Source organism: Nocardioides sp. NPDC127514, assembly GCF_040302125.1.
Lineage (GTDB): Bacteria > Actinomycetota > Actinomycetes > Propionibacteriales > Nocardioidaceae > Nocardioides.
Genome location: NZ_JBEORF010000012.1, coordinates 138,935 through 158,035, shown reverse-complemented (window position 1 = coordinate 158,035; position 19,101 = coordinate 138,935). Strand labels below are relative to the sequence as shown.

Below are 19,101 nucleotides of genomic sequence, written 5' to 3'. Positions count from 1 at the left end.
AGGACGGCCTTCGGCCGCCGGCTTCGCCGGTCGCCTTCGGCGATCCTTGACACCGGGCTCCGTCGAGAATTTTGGCTGGCTATCGGGTCGGCGGCAGGGTCTGGCGCAGCAGATTCAGTTTGGGCACGGGCTTGGGGCCGTGGGCTGGTCGTGCGCCAGCGGATCGTGCTTCGCGGGTGCCTACGGCAGTGGGCGCGACCTTGTGAACCGTTCACAAGATCGCCGTCGCTCTTGGCCGGGGCGGATTTAGTGCCGGTCGAGTCGCGAGTTCCCCACCGATCGGGAGAGCTCCCCACGGGCGTGGAGGTTCCCCATGCACCGGAGCGTGGGGAACCGTCGCTGCGGTGGGGAAGCGTCCCCGCGAGTGGGGAGTCGGCGAGCGTGGGGTCCAGGAAGCTGACCGGAACGCTCATGCGGGCACCGGGTCGGGCGCTTCAGCGAGAGCTGACGACGGGTTGATGTTGGAGTCGTCGGGCCGAGGGGCAGGCCCGGTGGTGTAAGTCCTTGCCCGGCCGGCTAGGGGCGGCGGGTGAACCTGACGGTCCCATCGGGTAGTCGCTCATGAACGTAGGCCGCGTTGTGCGCCAGGCGATGATGATGCGGACACAACAACGCCCCATCTTTCAGATCGGTCTTGCCGCCGGCGGCCCAGGGGTCGAGGTGGTGGGCATCGCACCATTCCGGTGGCATGTCGCAGCCCTCGGCTTGGCAGCACTTCTGCTGCAACCGCAACGCCTTGCGCTGGATCGGCTGGAAGAACCTGCTGCCCCTACCGGCGTCGAGGACCTCACTGTCACCACCCAACACCCAGGGGATGATGGTGGCGTTGCACGCCATCCGCCTCGCCTCCGCTGCGGAGATCGTGACCCCGTTGGTCTCGTCGTAACCCAGGGTGGCGATGCCGAGGTCCTTGCGGAGCTCCTCCAGGCTGATCACCACGTTGATGGTCGTCGCGTCGCCGCCGTGGCGGGGCAGGGCGGCGGGGTCGATGGTCTCGAGCAGCCGCGAGAAGCCCTGGCCCATGAGTCGCTCCCACGGCGGCAGCGGGGCACCCTTGGCGACCAACTGTTGCTTGCGGGGCTGGGCCCAGGCCTCGACCAACCGCTTGAACCGCATCCCGATCAAGGTCGGCAGCACGCCGTCGAACCCGACGGTGCCGTCGTGGTTGTCCCACACCCGCAACGCGGTCCTCTGCTGAGCACGCTCTTCCTCGGCGAGGAGTGCTTTGGCTTCGGCGTCTTCGAACCGGGCCGGGTCGATCTCGGCCAGGATCCGTCGTCCGACGATCCGGAGCTCGTTCGCGGTCAACCGACCGGCGTAATCGACCAGCAGCTTCTCGGCCAACACCAGGTCCTCGCCGCTCGCGACCGGGTTGGCCTCGATCTTGTCGAGCGCTTGGGTGATCACCCGTGCCTTGTCCTGGGACACCACACCTTCGGCGAGGCCGGTGGCGACGAGGTCGTACTTCGCGACACTGGTCGCGAGTTTGATCTGGGAGCGCGCCGCGCCCTTGTCGACCAAGAGCTCGGTCCGCATCCACGCGGAGGCGTCCTTCGCGCCGGTCTCCTCAGCGATATCGCCGGCAGATGCGAGCACCCGGAGTTTGACCGCGGCCAGCTTGGCCTGGAGCTTCTCCAGCCGCTCCAGGGAGTCCTTCTTCTGCCCGGTGCGCCAATAGGCCGGATCCCGGGTCAGCAGTCGATCGAGGGAGGATTCGATGGCGCTCAGGTCTGCGTCGATCGCGTCACCGGGGTTGGTGCCCCAGTGGTTGGTGTCGCGTTCAAGACTCATCGCCATCCCTCCCTTCAAAGAGGTGTTGTGATGGGTCTGATTCTACGCTTTCAACGCCTGGCTGACTATCTATCTTCCCTGATCAGACGCCATTTTCGCGGTGAGCGAACGACCTCGTTCCTGTGGATGGTAAGTGGCCCGAAGGGCCACCCTTCCACCCCATCAACCTCACCCGTCCCAAGCAAGATTCCGCTGCGCCACACCCGGGCCGCCGCCCCGATAGCCAGCCAAATATTTTCTCGACGGGCCCCGGTGTCAAGGACCGCGAAGCGGCCGGCGCAGCCGGCGGCCGAAGGCCGTCCTTGACTCCGGGGTCCGTCGAGAACACCCTCAAAGAACGGGTCGGCGGCCCACCCCAACCCCGAAAACACCCCTGGCCCACGACGTACGGTAAAGAGCATGGGTATCCCACTCGAAGACCGCCAAGAACTCCTGACCCAGCCCCTGATCGCCGCACTCTCTGTGAGCAGAGATGACGGAAGGGCGCCCCTGACAGTCCCGATCTGGTACGACTACACCCCCGGCGGCGAGGTGTGGTTCGTGACCGGGAAGGACTCGCTCAAGGCCCGGCTGCTCGCAGCCGCGGGACGGTGCACCCTGATGGTGGAGCGGCTGGATCCGACGGTGCGGTACGTGTCGGTCGAGGGGCCGGTGCGGATCGCCGACGCCGCCGAGGGCGAGTCGGAGGCGATGGCGCGACGGTATCTGCCTCCGGATGCAGCCGACGCCTACCTGGCGGAGGCGGCGAACTTCCCGCCCGAGGTGACCGTCCGGCTGTCGCCGGAGAACTGGCTCTCCGCCGATCTCGGCGCCTTCTGAGGCTCAGCCGCCTGAGGCTCGGCCAGCTGGCGCCGGACCGCAAGCGCCGCGGCCCGGCCGGCGCGACTGGCCCCGATCGTGCTCGCGGAGGGACCGTAGCCGACGAGCTGGACACGCGGGTCGTACGCAGCGGTGACGGCGGTCTGGACGTCGGCGGAGTCGCGCAGCAGCGGGATCCCGCCGTGAGAGCTGCGCAGATGAAGGGGAGCGAGGTGGGTGACGGCGGGGCGGAAGCCGGTGGCCCACAGGATCGCGTCGACCGGCTCGAACGCCCCCGAGTCCCATCGCGGCCCGTCCGGCTCGATGCGACTGAACATCGGCAGCCGGCGCTCGTAGACCCCGAGCCGCGCGGCCTCCTGCTCCTGCGGCCGCAGCGAGAGACCGGTGACGCTGACGACGCTGGCCGGCGGCAGCCCGGCCTCGACCCGCTCGGCCACGAGCGTGACCGCCTCGCGCCCGCGCTCGGCATCGAAGTCGGAGCGCCAGACCGGCTCCCGCCGCGTGATCCAGAGCACCGAGGTCACCGGCGCGAGCTCGCCGAGGAACTGCACCGCCGAGGCTCCGCCACCGACCACCGCGACCCGCTTGCCCCGGAAATGAGCAGAACCCGGATAGTCGTGGGTGTGCACCTGCTCCCCGAGAAAGGTCGATGCCCCCGGGTAGTGCGGGACGAACGGTCGCGTCCAGGTCCCGGTCGCGTTGACCAGCGTCCGGGTGAACCAGGTCCGTCCGTCGGCCGAGTGCACCGCGAGCAGGTCGCCGACCGAGGTCACCGAGGTGACCTTCACCGGCCGCTCAACGGGCAGGTCGTGCATGGACTCATACGTCCCGAACCATCCCGGCACGGCGACGTTGGCCCGCTCCCCCGACTCACCCGGCGCCCGCCCGTCCGGCAGATCCGCGACCCCGTGGACGTCGTGCATGGTGAGCGAGTCCCAGCGGTGCTGCCAGGCGCCGCCCGGGCGACGCTCGGCGTCGAGCACGACGTGGCGTACGCCCAGCCGGCTGAGGTGGTAGGACGCCGACAGACCGGCTTGACCGGCACCGATCACCACTGATTCGTAGCTCTCCACGCACATCTCAACAACGCTCCGCCGAATTCCATACCCGCAGAATGCTGCGGGAACACGTTCTACTTGACTAACCTCAGCAGAGTCACTCGGGACCGGGAGGTCGGACACGATGGATCAGGCACCATGACAGCGACCGAGGCACTCCGCGAGATCCCACGACTCGTGCCCGGCGACCGGGGGCTCCCCTGGATCGGCCGGCTGCTGGACTACTCCCGCGACCCGGTCGGCTTCTACCGGCACCAGTGGGAGACGTACGGTCCGGTCTCGCCGTTCTTCCGGGCCGGCGAGGCCGGGGTGGTCGCGCTCGGACCGGACGCGTGCGAGGCGGTGCTGCGCAACAAGGACAAGGCCTTCGCCAACGGGCCGGCCTGGGGGCAGATCGTCGGCCCCTTCTTCGACCGCGGCCTGATGCTGCTCGACTTCGAGGAGCACCACGCCCATCGCCGCATCATGCAGGAGGCTTTCACCCGGGACCGGCTCGCCACCTACACCACCGCGATGCACCCGGCGATCGCGCACGGCATGCGCGGCTGGGCCAACGCTCCGGCGTTCCAGGCCTATCCGCGGCTCAAGCAGCTCACCCTCGACATCGCCGCCGACATCTTCATGGGCGGTGCGGCCGAGACCAGCCGGGCCGAGATGGACCGGGTCAACAAGGCGTTCATCGCCTGCGTGCAGGCGGCCGCCGGTGTCGTACGCGGCGATGTGCCGTTGACTCGCTGGGGCCGCGCGTTCCGCGGCCGGAAGGTGTTGGAGGGCTTCCTGCGCCACTACCTGCCCGCCAAACGGGCCACCGCGACCGACGACATCTTCTCGGTGCTGTGCCACATCGAGACCGACGACGGCGAGCGGTTCAGCGACGAGGACGTCGTCAACCACATGATCTTCCTGATGATGGCCGCGCACGACACCTCGACCATCACCTCCTCGACGATCCTCCAGTACCTCGGCCAGCATCCGCAGTGGCAGCAGCGCTGCCGTGAGGAGGCCCTCGCGCTCGGCGAGGCGCCGACGATGCAGGAGATCGAGAACCTCACCAGCCTGGACCTGGTGATGCGGGAGGCGCTGCGGCTGCGCGCCCCGGTGCCGGCGCTGATCCGGCGTACGGTCGAGGAGACCAGCCTCCTCGGAGTCCGTATCCCGGCCGACATGGGGGTGATGGTCGGGGTCCAGTTCAGCCACATGATGGAGGACTACTGGACCAACCCGAGCGTCTTCGACCCCGAGCGCTTCGCGCCGCACCGGCGCGAGGACAAGAGCCACCGGATGGCGTGGGAGCCGTTCGGCGGCGGCGTGCACAAGTGCATCGGCCTCTACTTCGCCGGCCTCGAGGTCAAGTCGATCCTGCACCGGCTCCTGCGCAGCTACCGGTGGAGCGTCTCCCCCGGCTACCGCGCGCCCCTCGACAACAGCTCGCTGCCGTTCCCGAAGGACGGCAACCCCATCCATCTGACCAGGATCTGAGGAGATCGATGACCACGAAGACAACGGAGGCCGCGAGCGTACGTCCCGGCTGGATCGACGAGGCCCGGCTCGCCTCCTGGACGCGCTGGGTCTCGGCTCCGGTCTCCGGGGGCGACGGCACGCTGACAGCGGTCGCACCCTACGACGCCCAGCCGACCGCCCCGGTGCCGTCGGTGACGGCCGCGGACGTCGCCGAGGCCGCGACGGCGGCGCGGGCGGCCCAGCCCGACTGGGCCACGCTGGACTTCTCGGACCGCGCCGAGGTCATGCTCCGCTTCCACGACCTGCTGGTCGAGCGTCAGGATGAGGTGCTCGACCTGATCCAGTGGGAGATGGGCAAGGCCCGCTTCCACGCCTGGCAGGAGATCCTCCAGGTCGGCACGATCGCTCGCCACTACGCCCGGCACGGCCCGGCGTACCTGGCCGACAAACGGGTGCGCGGGGCCATCCCAGGCATCACCTCCGTGAAGGAGGTGCGGGTGCCGAAGAAGGTGGTCGGGATCATCTCGCCGTGGAACTATCCGCTCTATCTCGGGGTCGGCGACGCCATCCCAGCCCTGCTCGCGGGCGCGGCCGTGATCAGCAAGGCCGACCCGCAGGCGCCGCTGACGCTGCTGTGGGCGAGGGCGCTGATGGCCGAGGCCGGGCTCCCCGAGCACGTCTGGCAGGTCGTCACCGGGCCGGGCGCGGCCACCGGTGAGGCGGTCATCGACAACGTCGACTACATCGCGTTCACCGGTTCGACGGCGACCGGGCAGATCGTGGCCCAGCAGGCAGCGGGCCGGCTGATCGGCGCCTCGCTCGAGCTCGGCGGGAAGAACCCGCTCATCGTCCGCCGCGACGCCGACCTCGCCCAGGCCGCTCGCGGCACGGTGATGGCGGCGTTCGCCAACACCGGCCAGATGTGCGTCCACATCGAACGCGTCGTGGTGCACGAGGACGTCTACGACGCCTTCCGTCAGGCGCTGGTCGCCGAGACGGAGAACCAGGTCGTCGGCCAGACCTTCGACTACTCGGCCGACGTCGGGTCGCTGGCCTCGCAGGCGCAGCTCGACAAGGTCACCGCCCACGTCGCCGACGCGGTCTCGAAGGGCGCGACCGTGCTCGCGGGCGGCGAACCGCTCGCCGAGGTCGGTCCGTACGCCTTCGCCCCGACGGTCCTGGAGGGCGTGACCTCCGAGATGGATCTGTGTCTCGGTGAGACCTTCGGCCCGGTCCTCGCGCTCTATCGCGCCGACAGCGACGAGGAGGCGGTCCGGATCGCCAACCAGGGCGAGGCCGGGCTCTCGGCGAGCGTGTTCAGCAAGAACGTACGCGAGGCCGACATGATCGCTCGGCGCATCCGCGCGGGCGCGGTGAACATCAACGACGGCGCCGCCCTGGCGGCCGGGAGCATCGAGGCCGGGATGGGTGGCATGGGGTCGAGCGGACTCGGGCGCCGCCACGGCGCGGACGGGATCCGGAAGTTCACCGACGCCCAGACCGTCGCGGCCTCCCGGATGGGCCCGATCGGGCCCTTCAAAGGCCAGACGGTCGAGAAGTTCGTCGCACTCGGCAACGGGCAGCTCAAGGCGTTGCGGAAGCTGGGCGCCCGATGAGCGGGGCCGCGAGCAAGCCGGGTGAGCACAACCTGGCGGTGCTGGCCGAGGAGTCCTATGCCCGCCACGGCGACCACCCGATGGTCTTCTTCGAAGGCACCTGGCACTCGTCCAAGGAGATCGCCGAGCGGTCCGCGCGGGTCGCCGGCGGTCTGCGCGAGCTCGGGATCGAGCCCGGCGACCGGGTCGTGGTGCTCACCATGAACACCCCGGAGGTCTTCGTCAGCTATCGCGCCCTGTGGCGCCTCGGCGCGGTGGTGACGCCGGTGATCTTCCTGCAGACCCCGCCCGAGCTGCGGCACATCCTGGAGGACTCCGGAGCCAGGGCGGCCATCGTGACGCCCGAGCTCCTGCCGCTGATCCAGGCGGCGGCGGAGGGTCTCGAGCTCACCGTCATCGTGGCCGGACCCGTCGAGGAGGGGCGGGCGTGGTGGCGTACGAGAGCCTGGAGAGCGCCGACCCGATCGACATCGCCCCGCGCGACGACGACGACCTCGCGGCGCTGCTCTACACCGGCGGCACCACCGGGCGGGCCAAGGGCGTCATGCTCAGCCACCGCGGGCTGTGGGAGTCCGGGCACGCCCTCCACCGGGTCGGAGAGAGCCAGGGCACGACACGATGGCTGCTGCCGCTGCCGCTCTCCCACGCGTACGGCCTGATCGTGGTCATCAGCGGGATGCACTCCTCGCGCCCGCAGAGCTCGGTGCTGCAGCGCTGGTTCGACGCCAAGGGATGGCTCGAGCTCGCCCAGGAGCACCGGGTCGAGTCGAGCACTGTGGTCCCGTCGATGCTGCAGATGCTGCTCGACCAGCCCTACCAGGACTACGACCTGAGCTCGCTGCGCTCCTTCGGCAGCGGTGGCGCGCCGCTGCTGCCGGCGCTGCGGGAGAAGGCCGAGGAGGCCTTCGGCGTGACCATCCTGGAAGGCTACGGCTGCACCGAGTCGAGCGCGGTCATCGCCGCCTCGACCATCGAGGAGTCGCGGCCCGGCAGCGTCGGCAAGCCGCTCTCCCACGCCGAGGTGATCATCGCCGGACCCGACGGCTCGCCGGTCCCGACCGGCGAGGAGGGCGAGATCTGGGTGCGTGGCCCGGGGGTGATGCAGGGCTACTGGAACGACCCGGCACAGACCGCCGCGACCGTCGTCGACGGCTGGCTGCACACCGGCGACATCGGCCACTTCGACGCCGACGGCTACCTCTACGTCGACGACCGGATCAAGGACCTGATCATCCGGGGCGGGTTCAACGTCTTCCCCCGCGACGTCGAAGACGCGCTCCTCGCCCACGAGGCGGTCACCGCCGCCGCGGTGGTCGGGCGCCCGGACGCTCACAAGGGCGAGGAGGTGGTCGCGGCCGTAGCCCTCCATCCCGGCGCACGCGCCACTCCCGAGGAGCTGATCGCCTTCGTCAAGACGCGGCTCGCGCCGCACAAGTACCCCCGCGAGGTGCTCATCCTCGACGCCGTCCCCGTCACCAGCGTGGGCAAGACCGACAGAAAAGCCGTACGCAGCCTGGTCCGCACCACCGAAGGAGAGTCATGACACGCCAGATCGAGGGAACCGCCGTCATCGTCACCGGAGGCGCCCGTGGCATCGGCCGCGCCACGGTCGAGCGGCTGGCCCGCGCCGGGGCGTCGGTCGCCGTCGGCGACCTGGACCCGGACCTGCTCGACGATGTGACCGCCGAGTTCGGGTCGCGGGTGATGGCCGCACATCTCGACGTCACCGACCCCGCCTCCTGGCGTACGTTCCTCGAGTCGGTCGAGGACCTGGGGCCATGGGACGTGCTGGTCAACAACGCCGGGATCATGCCGCTCGGGTCGGTCCTGAAGGAGGAGGACGCGCTCACCCGGGCGATCTTCGAGGTCAACGTGCACGGCCCGATCAACGGGATCAAGGCGGTCGCGCCGGCCATGGTCGAGCGCGGCCAGGGCCACATCGTCAACGTCTCCTCGGCGGTCGGCCGGGTGCCGGTGCCGGACGCGGCGACCTACTCGGCCTCGAAGTTCGCCGTGGTCGGCTTCTCGGAGGCGCTACGGATGGAGCTGGCACCCTCCGGGGTCGACGTCTCGCTCATCCTGCCGGCGGTGGTGCAGACCGAGCTCTCCGACGGCGTGCCCCAGGCGAAGGGGATGAAGCCGGTCACTCCCGAGGACGTCGCGGCCGCGATCGAGGACGTCATCCGCGAGCCGCGGCCCGAGGTCTGGGTGCCCAACTGGGCCCAGGCCCTGACCAAGATCACCCAGGCGATGCCGCGCCGGTTCCAGGACTTCGTCGACCGGACGACCAACGCCTCGCAGCTGCTCGCAGGCGTCGACCCGGCGGCTCGGGCGGCGTATGAGGAGCGGGTGCGGCGCAACGTACGTTAGTCGGGATCGGACCAGGATTGGCCCAGGAGATGAGGGCCTGATTGGCCGGGCGCGGAGAGCTCTGGTCTCACTAGCGTCACGCTCGTGAAGAACGACGGACTCTCCGTGCCCCAGGGCGCGGCTCTCACCCTCGGTGCGGTGCTCGGCACCGGTGTCATCTCCCTGCCCGCGCTGGCGGCGAGCGAGGCCGGACCGGCCTCGCTCGTGGCCTGGCTGGCGCTGATCGTGCTCTCGGTGCCGCTGGCGGCGACCTTCGCCGCGCTGGGAGCTCGCCATCCTGACGGCGGCGGGGTGGCGACGTACGCCCGGCTCGCCTTCAACCAGCACGTCGCGACGATGGTCGGCTGGGCGTTCTACCTGACGATCGGCGTGGGGGCGCCGGTCGCGGCGGGGTTCGGTGGGGCGTACGTCGCCGACGCCGTCGGCGGCGGGCGGGGTACGTCGCTGGCGGCGACGGCGGCGATCATCGTGCTGGTCACCGCGATGAACTGGTTCGGGATCAAGGTGTCCGGGGGCGTACAGCTGGGGATCGCCGGGGCCATCGCGGTGCTGCTCGCGGTGGCGGTCGTGGTGGCGCTGCCGCATGCCGAGCTGGAGCGGCTGACGCCGTTCGCGCCGCACGGGTGGGGTGCGGTCGGCACCGCGGCGGCGATGCTGGTGTGGGCGTTCGCGGGGTGGGAGATCCTCTCCTCGCTCTCGGCCGACTATCGCGACCCGGCGCGTGACATCCGCCGGGCGACGTTCCTGGCGCTCGGAGTCGTGACGGTGCTCTACCTCGGGATCGCGTTCGCGACGGTCGCCTCGCTCGGCTCCACCTCCGGTGCGGCGCCGCTGGCGGACCTGCTCGTCCTGGGCTTCGGAGAGCCGGCTCGACCGGTGACAGCCGTCGTGGCCGTGCTGCTGACCGTCGGGGCGATCAACGCCTACTTCGCCGGAGGCTCACGCCTGGGAGCGTCGTTGGCGCGCGAGGGTGCGCTGCCACGGGCTCTGGCAGACCCTGCGTCCAGCATCCCGCGCCGCTCGCTGCTCGCCATCAGTGCCGTGGCGCTCGGTTCCCTCGCGTTCATCTGGGTCGCCGGGTCCTCGACCGACACCCTGCTCCTGATGGCTTCTGGGACCTTCTCGCTGCTGTACGTGGTGGGGGCGGCGGCTGCGCTGCGACTGCTTCCTCGTGGCACCGGGTCCTGGTGGGCGGCGGCCTGCTCGATGGTCGCGGCACTGGTGCTGCTCGGCCTCACCGGCGCCCACCTGCTCGGTCCGGTGCTCTGCGGCGGTGCCGGTCTCATGTGGTCGCTGGTCCGCACGCGTCGTGAGCGGTCACGCCCAGCCCGCGAGCTCGGCCAGCAGCTCGAGCCCGTCGGGCAGGCTGTCTGTCCGGACGGCTCCGTAGCCTAGGAAGAGCCCGTCGCGTCCAGGCAGCTGGCGATGAGCGGCGATCGTGTCCAGAGCCAGCCCCTCGGCAGCGGCACGCTCGGGCAGGTCGGCGGGGAGCTCCGCGTAGGCGGACAGGTGCAGTCCGGCAGCCGACGGGAGCACCTCGACCGGCCACGTGGAGAGGGTCTCGAGGAGGAGCGAGCGGCGCTCGGCGTACGTCTTGGAGGCCTTGCGCACGTGACGGGCGAGGAGGCCCTCCTCCAGGAAGCGGGCCAGGGCGGCCTGGGGCTGGACCGGACCGAAGCCGTCGCCGAGCTGCTTGGCGGCCAAGAGGCTGTCGACGAGCGAGCCCGGGGCGACCAGGTAGCCGGTGCGCAGGCTCGGCAGCAGCGACTTGGAGAAGGTGCCGACATAGATCACCCGGCCCTGGTCGTCCATGGCGTGCAGCGGTTCCAGGGGCCGCTCCGTGAAGCGGAACTCGCTGTCGTAGTCGTCCTCCACGATCCCCGCGTCGTGCGCGTTCGCGAAGTCGAGCAGGGCTCGGCGGCGTGGGAGGGAGAGGCGTACGCCGAGCGGGAACTGGTGGCTCGGGGTCGTGTAGACGAGCCGTGCCTGCTCCGGGATCTCCTCGACGACCAGACCTTCCTCGTCGACCGGGACCGGCACGACCCGGGCGCCGTGGGAGGCGAAGAGGTCGATCGCGGACGGGTATCCGGGATCCTCGACGGCGACGACGTCGCCGGGCTCCAGCAGCACCCGGGCGACGAGGTCGAGCGCCTGCTGGGTGCCGCTGGTGACCACGATCTGTCCCGGGTCGGCCCGCACCCCGCGGTGGTACGCGACCGTGTGCGCCAGCGCCTCGCGCAGCCGCGGCAGACCGGCGGGCGAGGCATAGGTGCCGGGGCTGTGGCCGCGTAGCCGCGACTCCGCCGCGAGGATCCGTCGCCAGGTGTCGAACGGGAAGAGCTCGGCCTCGGGGATTCCCACCCGCAGGTCGTACGCCGGCACCCCCGCCTCTGCGCTCGTCGGCCGGGGCGCCCAGCGCCAGCCCGGGCGCGGGGTCAGCGACCCGGGGGCGTGATCTCGTCGCCGCCGCGTGGTCTCGGCGACGTACGTCCCCGCGCCCACGCGCGACTCCAGGAACCCCTCCGCGACCAGCCGCTCAAAGACCGTGGCGACCGTGTTCCGGGAGATGCCGAGGTCCTTGGCCAGCGCCCGGCTCGGGGGCAGCCGGTCGCCCGCCTTCAGCCTGCCGTCGCCGAGCGCGTCGCGCAGCGCCTGGTAGAGCGACGCGGATCGTACGGCGCGGTCGGTCAGGTCAAGCGCGAGGTCCACAGCGGGATTGGACCACATCCCTGTCGGCGGCGGGGGCTTTCAGCTCGGCAGCCCCAGACGCGCGATGATCTTCTCGGCCACCTCGGCTGCCGACAGATCGGTGTTGTCGATGACGAAGTGCGGGAGGTCGAGCGGGAACGGCACCTCAGGGCCCGTCGAGAGCTCCCAGCGCTCGTTCGACCCGATGACGTCTCCGCGTGCCCATTCGGTGTCGCGTTTGGACGGCTTCGCGGCCAGCCGCTCGGGCGTGCCCTCACGGGCGAGCCGGACCGTCACGTCGGCGTACAGCTCCACGAAGTCGATCCGCGCTCCCGCCTCGACCGCGGGCGCGATCATCCACTCGACCTCCTCCGTATCCGCGGGGACGTCCAGCGCCCAGGCGAAGGTCAGGATCAACCCCGGAAGGTCGTACGCCACCGCCTCCTCGATCACCCGCCGGCGGAACTCCCTCTTCAGCGTGTTGAACGGCTCGGTCCCCCAGTCGAAGACCTCCAGCAGCGGCTCGATCGTGGCGTGGTTGTGAAGGAGGCGGTAGGTCGTCCGGGACGCGATCTCCCGGCCGACGCTCATCTTGCCGACCGCCTGCGGGCCGAAGAGGACGACGAGGTGCATGAGGATCAGTGTGGCGGCTGAGTGTCGGTGGTCGCGACTAGGTTTGTCCCATGAGCGGCAGCACGGACTCGGCGTTGGCTCGCTTCAGCGACCCGACACGTACGTGGTTCGCCGCTGCCTTCGCGGCGCCGACCGCGGCGCAGGCCGGTGCCTGGGAGGCGATCGGGGCGGGGCGCAACGCCCTGGTGGTGGCGCCCACCGGGTCGGGCAAGACGCTGAGCGCGTTCCTGTGGTCGATCGACAAGCTGCTCAGCGAGCCGGTGCCCGAGAAGAAGAAGCGCTGCCGGGTGCTCTATATCTCCCCACTCAAGGCGCTCGGCGTCGACGTGGAGCGCAACCTGCGCAGCCCGCTGGTCGGGATCAGGCAGACCGCCGAGCGGCTGGGCGTGGAGGCGCCCGAGGTGCGCGTCGGCGTGCGGTCGGGCGACACGACCGCGGCCGACCGGCGCAAGCTGACCACCGCTCCCCCGGACATCCTGATCACCACGCCCGAGTCGCTCTTCCTGATGCTCACCAGCCAGGCCCGCGAGACGCTGCGCAGCGTCGAGACGGTGATCGTGGACGAGGTCCACGCAGTCGCGGCGACCAAGCGCGGCTCTCACCTGGCACTGACCCTGGAGCGCCTCGACGCGCTCCTGGACAAGCCTGCCCAGCGGATCGGGCTCTCCGCGACCGTCCGGCCCCTGGAGGAGGTGGCTCGCTATCTCGGTGGCGCCCAGCCCGTCGAGATCGTCGCGCCACCGGCCGAGAAGCGCTGGGACTTGAGCGTGGTCGTCCCGGTCGAGGACATGACCGCGCCGAGCGCCTACGGCGAGGAGGAGGACGACGACCCGCAGCGGGCCTCCTCGATCTGGCCGCACGTCGAGGAGCACGTCGCCGACCTGGTCACCGCCCACCGCTCCACCATCGTCTTCGCCAACTCCCGCCGGATCGCGGAGCGGCTGACCGCGCGGCTCAACGAGATCGCCTCAGACCGGGTCTTCGAGACCGGTCCGCCGCCCGCGCAGGTGATGGCCCAGTCGGGGCAGTCCCACGGCGCGGCCCAGGTGATCGCCAAGGCCCACCACGGAAGCGTGTCCAAGGAGCAGCGTGCGCTGATCGAGGACGATCTCAAGTCCGGTCGGCTGCCCGCCGTGGTCGCGACCTCCAGCCTGGAGCTCGGCATCGACATGGGTGCGGTCAACCTCGTCGTCCAGATCGAGTCGCCGCCCAGCGTCGCCTCCGCTCTCCAGCGCGTCGGGCGAGCCGGCCACCAGGTCGGCGAGATCTCCCGCGGCGTGCTCTTCCCGAAGCACCGCGGCGACCTCGCCCAGACCGCGGTCAGCGTGCAGCGGATGCGGCAGGGCCTGATCGAGTCGATGAGCCTCCCGGCCAACCCCCTCGACGTACTCGCCCAGCAGATCGTCGCCGCCACCGCACTGGATACCTGGGACGTCGACGAGCTGTTCACGCTGGTCAGAAGGACGGCTTCGTACGCAACCCTCCCCCGCTCCGCCTACGACGCCACCCTCGACCTGCTCGCCGGGCGCTATCCGAGCGAGGAGTTCGCCGAGCTGCGTCCCCGGATCGTGTGGGACCGGGTCGCCGGGACCGTGACCGGGCGTCCCGGAGCGCAGCGGCTGGCCGTCACCAGCGGAGGCACCATCCCCGACCGCGGGCTCTTCGGCGTCTATCTGGTTGGTGAGGGGGTGGGCAGGCGGGTCGGCGAGCTCGACGAGGAGATGGTCTACGAGTCCCGGGTCGGCGATGTCTTCGCCCTCGGCGCGACGAGCTGGCGGATCGAGGACATCACCCACGACCGGGTGCTGGTGACCCCGGCTCCCGGCATCCCCGGACGCCTGCCGTTCTGGAAGGGCGACTCGCTCGGCCGGCCCGCGGAGCTCGGCGAGGCCGTCGGCGCCTATACCCGCGAGCTCGCCGCGCTGCCTGCCAAGAAGGCCGAGGCGCGAGCGCAGGAGGACGGCCTGGACGCCTACGCCGCCGCCAACCTGGTCACCTACCTGCACGAACAGGCCGAGGCCACCAACGTCCTTCCCTCCGACAGCAACATCGTCGTCGAGCGCTTCCGCGACGAGCTGGGCGACTGGCGACTGGTGGTCCACTCCCCCTACGGCCGCCCGGTCCATGCACCGTGGGCGCTGGCGATCAACGCCCGGATCCGGGAGCGCTACGGCGTCGACGGGCAGGCCATCGACAGCGACGACGGCATCGTGATCCGCCTCCCCGACACCGATGCCGAAGCACCGACCGGCGAGATCATCGTCTTCGAGCCCGACGAGATCGAGGACCTGGTCACGACCGAGGTCGGCGGCTCGGCGCTGTTCGCCAGCCGCTTCCGCGAGTGCGCGGCGCGGGCCCTGCTCCTGCCTCGTCGTGACCCCGGCCGTCGCTCGCCGCTGTGGCAGCAGCGCCAGCGCTCCGCCGCCCTGCTCGAGGTCGCCTCGCAGTACCCGAGCTTCCCGATCATCCTCGAGGCCGTACGCGAGTGCCTCCGCGACGTCTACGACCTGCCTTCCCTCGTCGGCCTCCTCCGTCGCATCGAGCGCCGCGAGATCTCGATCGTCGACGTCGCCACCCCGACCCCCTCCCCCTACGCCCAGTCGCTCCTCTTCGGCTACGTCGCCCAGTTCCTCTACGAGGGCGACTCACCCCTGGCCGAGCGCCGCGCCGCCGCCCTCACCCTCGACCAGGGCCTCCTCGCCGAGCTGCTCGGCCGGGCCGAGCTCCGCGAGCTCCTCGACCCAGAAGTCCTGGCCGAGGTCGAGTCCGAGCTCCAGCGCTTCGCCCCCGGCCGTCGCGCCCGCGGCGCCGAAGGCATCACCGACCTCATCCGCACCATCGGCCCGCTCACCCTCGACGAGATCACCGCCCGCACCACCCCCGCCGAGGCGTCAGCTACGTCGGCCGAGACGTCAGCTAGGTCGCCCGAGGCGTCACCGACTGCCATCTCGGCCGACGCAAGTGACGCTTCGACCGACGCCCGCGACGCCTCGGCCGACCGGGGTGACGTCTCGGCGATGCTGGAGGACCTCGCCACGGCTCGACGGGTGGTCGAGGTACGGGTTGCCGGGGAGGCTCGGTGGGCGGTGGTCGAGGATGTGGCCAGGCTCCGGGACGGGCTGGGGGTGGCGGTCCCTCCGGGCGTACCGTCGGCGTTCACCGAACCGGTCGAGGACCCGGTCGGCGACCTGGTCTCGCGGTATGCCCGCTCGCACGGACCGTTCACGACCGCCGACGTGGCCTCGCGGCTGGGGCTGGGCGAGGCGGTCGTACGGCACGCCCTGGCGCGGCTCTCGGCGCGCGGGCGGGTGCTCGACGGGGAGTTCCGGCCCGGCGGGAGCGGGCTGGAGTGGTGCGACGCCGACGTGCTCCGGATGCTGCGGCGACGCTCGCTGGCCCGGCTGCGCAAGGAGGTCGAGCCCGTCGAGCCGGCGGCGCTGGGCAGGTTCCTGCCGGCGTGGCAGAAGACATCTGTACGCAAGGGCGCGCTGCGCGGCGTCGACGGGGTGCTGAGCGTGGTCGACCAGCTCGCCGGCTGCCCAGTCCCGGCCAGCGCGCTGGAGAGCCTGATCCTGCCGGCCCGGGTGGTGGACTACGAGCCCGCGTTCCTGGACGAGCTGACCTCCGGCGGCGAGGTGCTCTGGGCCGGCCACGGCACCCTGCCCGGCACCGACGGCTGGGTCTCGCTGCACCCGGCCGACACCGCCGAGCTGACGCTGCCGTCGCCCGCTGAGATGCCACCGGGGCCGCTCGCCGAACGGCTCCTCGAAGCCCTGGCGCCCGGCGGCGCCTGGTTCTTCCACCAGCTCGCCCGGACCATGGCGGCCGACGACGAGAAGACTCCGAGCGACGCGGATCTGAGCGCGGCGCTGTGGGAGCTGGTCTGGTCCGGGCGGGTCAGCAACGACACCCTGCTGCCGTTGCGGGCGCTGACCCGTTCCGGCACGCCGTCGCACCGCTCCCGCCGGCCACCACCGCGCGCCCGCGGCGGGCGCTACACCGGCGGTGCGCGGATGCCGGCCCGGGCCGGTCTCCCGGAGACAGCCGGGCGCTGGACGATCCTGCCCGAGCCCGATCCCGACCCGACCAAGCGCGCCCACGCGGCCGCCGAGCGGCTCCTGGACCGCCACGGTGTGGTCACCCGCGGGGCGGTCCAGTCCGAGCGCACCCCGGGAGGGTTCGCCGCCGTCTACAAGGTTCTCAGCGCGTTCGAGGACTCCGGCCGGGCCCGCCGTGGCTACTTCGTGGAGGGCCTGGGGGCGGCCCAGTTCGGCACCGCGGGCTCGGTCGACCGGCTGCGTACGTTCTCCAGGGTCGAGCCGGCCGACAAGCCGGTCGCCCTCGCGCTGGCCGCGACCGACCCCGCCAATCCCTACGGAGCGGCCCTCCCGTGGCCGGCCGCGGAGGAGGGCCATCGGCCCGGCCGCAAGGCGGGCGCGATCGTGGTGCTGGTCGACGGCGAGCTGGCGATGTACGTCGAGCGCGGCGGCCGCACCCTGCTGACCTGGTCGGAGGACCCCAACCTTCTCGAGCCCGGCGCCGAGGCGCTCGCCGAGGCCGTCCGGCGAGGGGCACTGGGACGGCTCACGGTCGAGAAGGCGGACGGCGCCCCGCTGCTCGGTTCGGGAGACACCCCGCTGCGCCAGGCGCTCCAGTACGCCGGCTTCGTCGCCACCCCGCGCGGCCTGCGCCTGACCTCGACGAGCAGGTGAGGTCGTGCCCGAGGGTGACGCGGTGCTCCGGACCGCCCGCAGGCTCGACAAGGGACTGGCGGGACAGGTGCTCACGCGTACGGACTTCCGGGTGCCACAGCTGGCCACCGCGGACCTGTCCGGCGGCACCGTGCGCGGGACGCTGACCCGCGGCAAGCACCTGCTGACCCGGATCGACCACCGCACCGGCGAATGGACGCTGCACACCCACCTGAAGATGGAGGGCTCCTGGCGGGTCTTCGAGGCGGGCCGGCGATGGCCGAAGCCCGGCTTCCAGGCGCGCGTGGCGCTCCGCACCGAGAAGACCGAGGCGGTCGGCTTCCTCCTCGGCATCGTCGAGCTCGTCCCCCGCGACCAGGAGGAGCGACTGGTCGGCCACCTGGGCCCGGACATCCTCGCCGACGACTGGGACCCCGACGCAGCCGTCGAACGCCTCGCCCGGGAACCCGACCGGCCACTCTTCGACGCGCTGCGCGACCAGACCAACCTGGCCGGGATCGGCACGATCTACGCCGCCGAGACCTGCTTCATCACTGGGATCAGCCCGCTGCGCACGGTCGCGGATGCCGGCGACCGGCTCCCCCGCATGCTCCAGCGCGCCCGCGACCTGATGCAGGCCGACTGGTCACGCTCTCGCCGGATGTGGGTCTATGGCCGCCGGGCATGCCGACGCTGCGGCGGCACCGTGACCGTCGCCCGCGTCGGCCCTCCGGGCAAGGAGCGCCCGGCCTACTACTGCCCGAGCTGCCAGCCCTAGCGGCCGTGCAGCAGACGCAACCGGATCTGGGCGATCCGGACGCGGGTGTCACGCATGTGGCGGGCGACATGCGTCCGCTCGCCGGGAGCGACCGAGGTGAACTCGTCGCGAAGGATGTTCAGGGTCTCCTCCAGCCCGAAGAGCTCGGCCTCGAGCAGGTCGGGGGAATGCACGTCGCCCTCGAGACACGGTGACGGCACCGTCAGGTCTGGACGCTCGTTCTCGACTGCCATGGTCATCGCACCATCTCCCCATGAATGCGCGAGCCCGTGGTGGGCTCACATCAGCAAGGAGACGGAACGGACCCCGTTGAGACACGGGTGAGGAAAACTCCCCCAGATTGGGGAGAGAATCAAGCAGCAGCGGCGTCGGCCGCGGCGCGGACCGGCATCCGGAGGATGGTGGCCTCTTCGACGGCGACCGCGTGGGAGACGTCGCGAAGGACGTCGGAGAGGGCGACGTCGAGGGCGCTGCAGAGCGAGGCGAGGAGCTCGGAGGAGGCTTCCTTCTGGCCACGCTCGACCTCGGAGATGTAGCCGAGGCTGACTCGCGCCTGCGCGGAGACCTCGCGCAGGGTCATCCCACGCTCCAGCCGCTGGGCACGAAGCACCTCGCCGAGAAGTCGACGGAAGAGCACCATTGCGGTCAGCCTCCTACAGTTCACAAGTCACCGACATCTGGGTGACGTCTTGCTCCAACGCTACCTGACCCCTCGATGTTCCCGCCGAAGTAGTCCGAGTAGTTCATCAACAGCGAACAAACACGTATCACGCTGGATCTCCATGCGCGAGCCCGACAGTCCGAGAAGCGTCGTTGTTTCACCGTGCGGACCGGAAAGGCCCACATAGACCGTCCCGACGGGCTTTCCCTCCTGCTCCTCGGGCCCGGCCACACCCGTGGTCGAGAGTCCGTACGTCGCCCCCGACCGCTCCCGCGCCCCCGCGGCCATCGCCGCCGCGCACTCCGCGGAGACCACCCCGACGGTCTCGATCACCGAGATGGGAACACCCAGCAGGGTGTGCTTCAGCTCCGTCGCGTACGTCACGAAACCTCCGCGGAACGTCTTCGACGCACCCGGCGGATCGGTGAGCAGCGCGGCCAGGCGGCCAGCGGTCAGCGACTCGGCGGTCGCCACGGTGGCGCCGGCTTCCCGCAGAGCGGCATGGAGGTCATCGACTGCTGCCATGGGGAAAAGG

The 19,101-nt window shown here is 71.1% G+C and carries 15 protein-coding genes and 1 pseudogene; 9 read left to right on the top strand and 7 right to left on the bottom strand.

What is annotated here, in order from left to right:
- Positions 1-516: 516 nt before the first annotated feature.
- The gene (locus ABTX24_RS11905) at positions 517-1,791 is read right to left on the bottom strand and encodes an HNH endonuclease signature motif containing protein (protein ID WP_350839781.1); all 1,275 of its coding nucleotides are present in this window, start codon (positions 1,789-1,791) and stop codon (positions 517-519) included.
- Positions 1,792-2,190: 399 nt separating this feature from the next.
- On the opposite strand from ABTX24_RS11905, the gene ABTX24_RS11900 reads away from it, so the two are divergent.
- Entirely contained in the window at positions 2,191-2,610 is a 420-nt protein-coding gene (locus tag ABTX24_RS11900; RefSeq protein WP_350839779.1) for a pyridoxamine 5'-phosphate oxidase family protein, read from the top strand.
- Here the strand turns inward: ABTX24_RS11900 and ABTX24_RS11895 are convergent.
- Positions 2,520-3,683 (bottom strand): NAD(P)-binding domain-containing protein, encoded by a 1,164-nt coding sequence (locus tag ABTX24_RS11895; RefSeq protein ID WP_350839777.1) that lies wholly within the window; start codon positions 3,681-3,683, stop codon positions 2,520-2,522. The two genes, ABTX24_RS11900 and ABTX24_RS11895, sit on opposite strands and share 91 nt — an antisense overlap.
- Before the next feature lie 123 nt (positions 3,684-3,806).
- Between ABTX24_RS11895 and ABTX24_RS11890 the strand changes: the two genes are divergently transcribed.
- From ABTX24_RS11890 to ABTX24_RS11865, 6 genes and pseudogenes are all read left to right on the top strand, one after another.
- On the top strand, positions 3,807-5,147 hold the full coding sequence (locus ABTX24_RS11890; RefSeq protein ID WP_160022476.1) for a cytochrome P450: 1,341 nt from the start codon (positions 3,807-3,809) through the stop codon (positions 5,145-5,147).
- 8 nt (positions 5,148-5,155) lie between these two features.
- The gene (locus ABTX24_RS11885) at positions 5,156-6,745 is read left to right on the top strand and encodes a succinic semialdehyde dehydrogenase (protein ID WP_350839775.1); all 1,590 of its coding nucleotides are present in this window, start codon (positions 5,156-5,158) and stop codon (positions 6,743-6,745) included.
- Positions 6,742-7,083 (top strand): annotated as a pseudogene (locus ABTX24_RS11880) (AMP-binding protein); the annotation flags it as partial. The gene ABTX24_RS11885 and the pseudogene ABTX24_RS11880, both read left to right, overlap by 4 nt.
- A 92-nt stretch (positions 7,084-7,175) precedes the next feature.
- Entirely contained in the window at positions 7,176-8,288 is a 1,113-nt protein-coding gene (locus ABTX24_RS11875; protein WP_350839773.1) for a class I adenylate-forming enzyme family protein, read from the top strand.
- Positions 8,285-9,115, top strand: coding sequence for an SDR family oxidoreductase (locus tag ABTX24_RS11870; RefSeq protein WP_160022470.1), 831 nt, complete (start codon positions 8,285-8,287; stop codon positions 9,113-9,115). The genes ABTX24_RS11875 and ABTX24_RS11870 overlap by 4 nt, the downstream gene beginning before the upstream one ends.
- An 84-nt stretch (positions 9,116-9,199) precedes the next feature.
- Entirely contained in the window at positions 9,200-10,510 is a 1,311-nt protein-coding gene (locus ABTX24_RS11865) for an APC family permease (protein ID WP_350839771.1), read from the top strand.
- Here the strand turns inward: ABTX24_RS11865 and pdxR are convergent.
- Together pdxR and ABTX24_RS11855 are read right to left on the bottom strand one after the other, a co-directional pair.
- Positions 10,433-11,824: a MocR-like pyridoxine biosynthesis transcription factor PdxR gene (gene pdxR, locus ABTX24_RS11860; protein ID WP_350839769.1), complete on the bottom strand. Its 1,392-nt coding sequence runs from the start codon at positions 11,822-11,824 to the stop codon at positions 10,433-10,435. The genes ABTX24_RS11865 and pdxR overlap by 78 nt on opposite strands.
- Before the next feature lie 39 nt (positions 11,825-11,863).
- Positions 11,864-12,436: a hypothetical protein gene (locus tag ABTX24_RS11855; RefSeq protein ID WP_160022464.1), complete on the bottom strand. Its 573-nt coding sequence runs from the start codon at positions 12,434-12,436 to the stop codon at positions 11,864-11,866.
- 50 nt (positions 12,437-12,486) lie between these two features.
- Between ABTX24_RS11855 and ABTX24_RS11850 the strand changes: the two genes are divergently transcribed.
- Positions 12,487-17,148 (top strand): Lhr family helicase, encoded by a 4,662-nt coding sequence (locus ABTX24_RS11850; protein ID WP_350839767.1) that lies wholly within the window; start codon positions 12,487-12,489, stop codon positions 17,146-17,148.
- Positions 17,149-17,152: 4 nt separating this feature from the next.
- Entirely contained in the window at positions 17,153-17,905 is a 753-nt protein-coding gene (locus ABTX24_RS11845; RefSeq protein WP_350839765.1) for a DNA-formamidopyrimidine glycosylase family protein, read from the top strand.
- Here the strand turns inward: ABTX24_RS11845 and ABTX24_RS11840 are convergent.
- The 3 genes from ABTX24_RS11840 to ABTX24_RS11830 all read right to left on the bottom strand — a co-directional run bounded on the left by ABTX24_RS11840 (position 17,902) and on the right by ABTX24_RS11830 (position 19,091).
- Positions 17,902-18,144 carry a hypothetical protein gene (locus ABTX24_RS11840; protein ID WP_160022459.1) on the bottom strand — a complete coding sequence of 81 codons (243 nt, stop codon included), beginning with the start codon at positions 18,142-18,144 and terminating at the stop codon, positions 17,902-17,904. The two genes, ABTX24_RS11845 and ABTX24_RS11840, sit on opposite strands and share 4 nt — an antisense overlap.
- 113 nt (positions 18,145-18,257) lie before the next feature.
- Positions 18,258-18,545, bottom strand: a complete 288-nt coding sequence (locus ABTX24_RS11835; protein ID WP_160022457.1) for a helix-turn-helix domain-containing protein — start codon at positions 18,543-18,545, stop codon at positions 18,258-18,260.
- 60 nt (positions 18,546-18,605) lie between these two features.
- Entirely contained in the window at positions 18,606-19,091 is a 486-nt protein-coding gene (locus tag ABTX24_RS11830) for a CinA family protein (RefSeq protein WP_160022455.1), read from the bottom strand.
- Positions 19,092-19,101: the final 10 nt, after the last annotated feature.

Excerpts from the sequence above, each read along its gene's own strand:
- ABTX24_RS11890 (WP_160022476.1), top strand. The coding sequence starts at position 3,807 with ATGACAGCGACCGAGGCACTCCGCGAGATCCCACGACTCGTGCCCGGC.
- ABTX24_RS11885 (WP_350839775.1), top strand. The coding sequence starts at position 5,156 with ATGACCACGAAGACAACGGAGGCCGCGAGCGTACGTCCCGGCTGGATC.
- ABTX24_RS11905 (WP_350839781.1), bottom strand. The coding sequence starts at position 1,791 with ATGAGTCTTGAACGCGACACCAACCACTGGGGCACCAACCCCGGTGAC.
- ABTX24_RS11830 (WP_160022455.1), bottom strand. The coding sequence starts at position 19,091 with ATGGCAGCAGTCGATGACCTCCATGCCGCTCTGCGGGAAGCCGGCGCC.
- ABTX24_RS11835 (WP_160022457.1), bottom strand. The coding sequence starts at position 18,545 with ATGGTGCTCTTCCGTCGACTTCTCGGCGAGGTGCTTCGTGCCCAGCGG.
- ABTX24_RS11850 (WP_350839767.1), top strand. The coding sequence starts at position 12,487 with ATGAGCGGCAGCACGGACTCGGCGTTGGCTCGCTTCAGCGACCCGACA.
- ABTX24_RS11840 (WP_160022459.1), bottom strand. The coding sequence starts at position 18,144 with ATGACCATGGCAGTCGAGAACGAGCGTCCAGACCTGACGGTGCCGTCA.
- ABTX24_RS11855 (WP_160022464.1), bottom strand. The coding sequence starts at position 12,436 with ATGCACCTCGTCGTCCTCTTCGGCCCGCAGGCGGTCGGCAAGATGAGC.
- ABTX24_RS11870 (WP_160022470.1), top strand. The coding sequence starts at position 8,285 with ATGACACGCCAGATCGAGGGAACCGCCGTCATCGTCACCGGAGGCGCC.
- ABTX24_RS11900 (WP_350839779.1), top strand. The coding sequence starts at position 2,191 with ATGGGTATCCCACTCGAAGACCGCCAAGAACTCCTGACCCAGCCCCTG.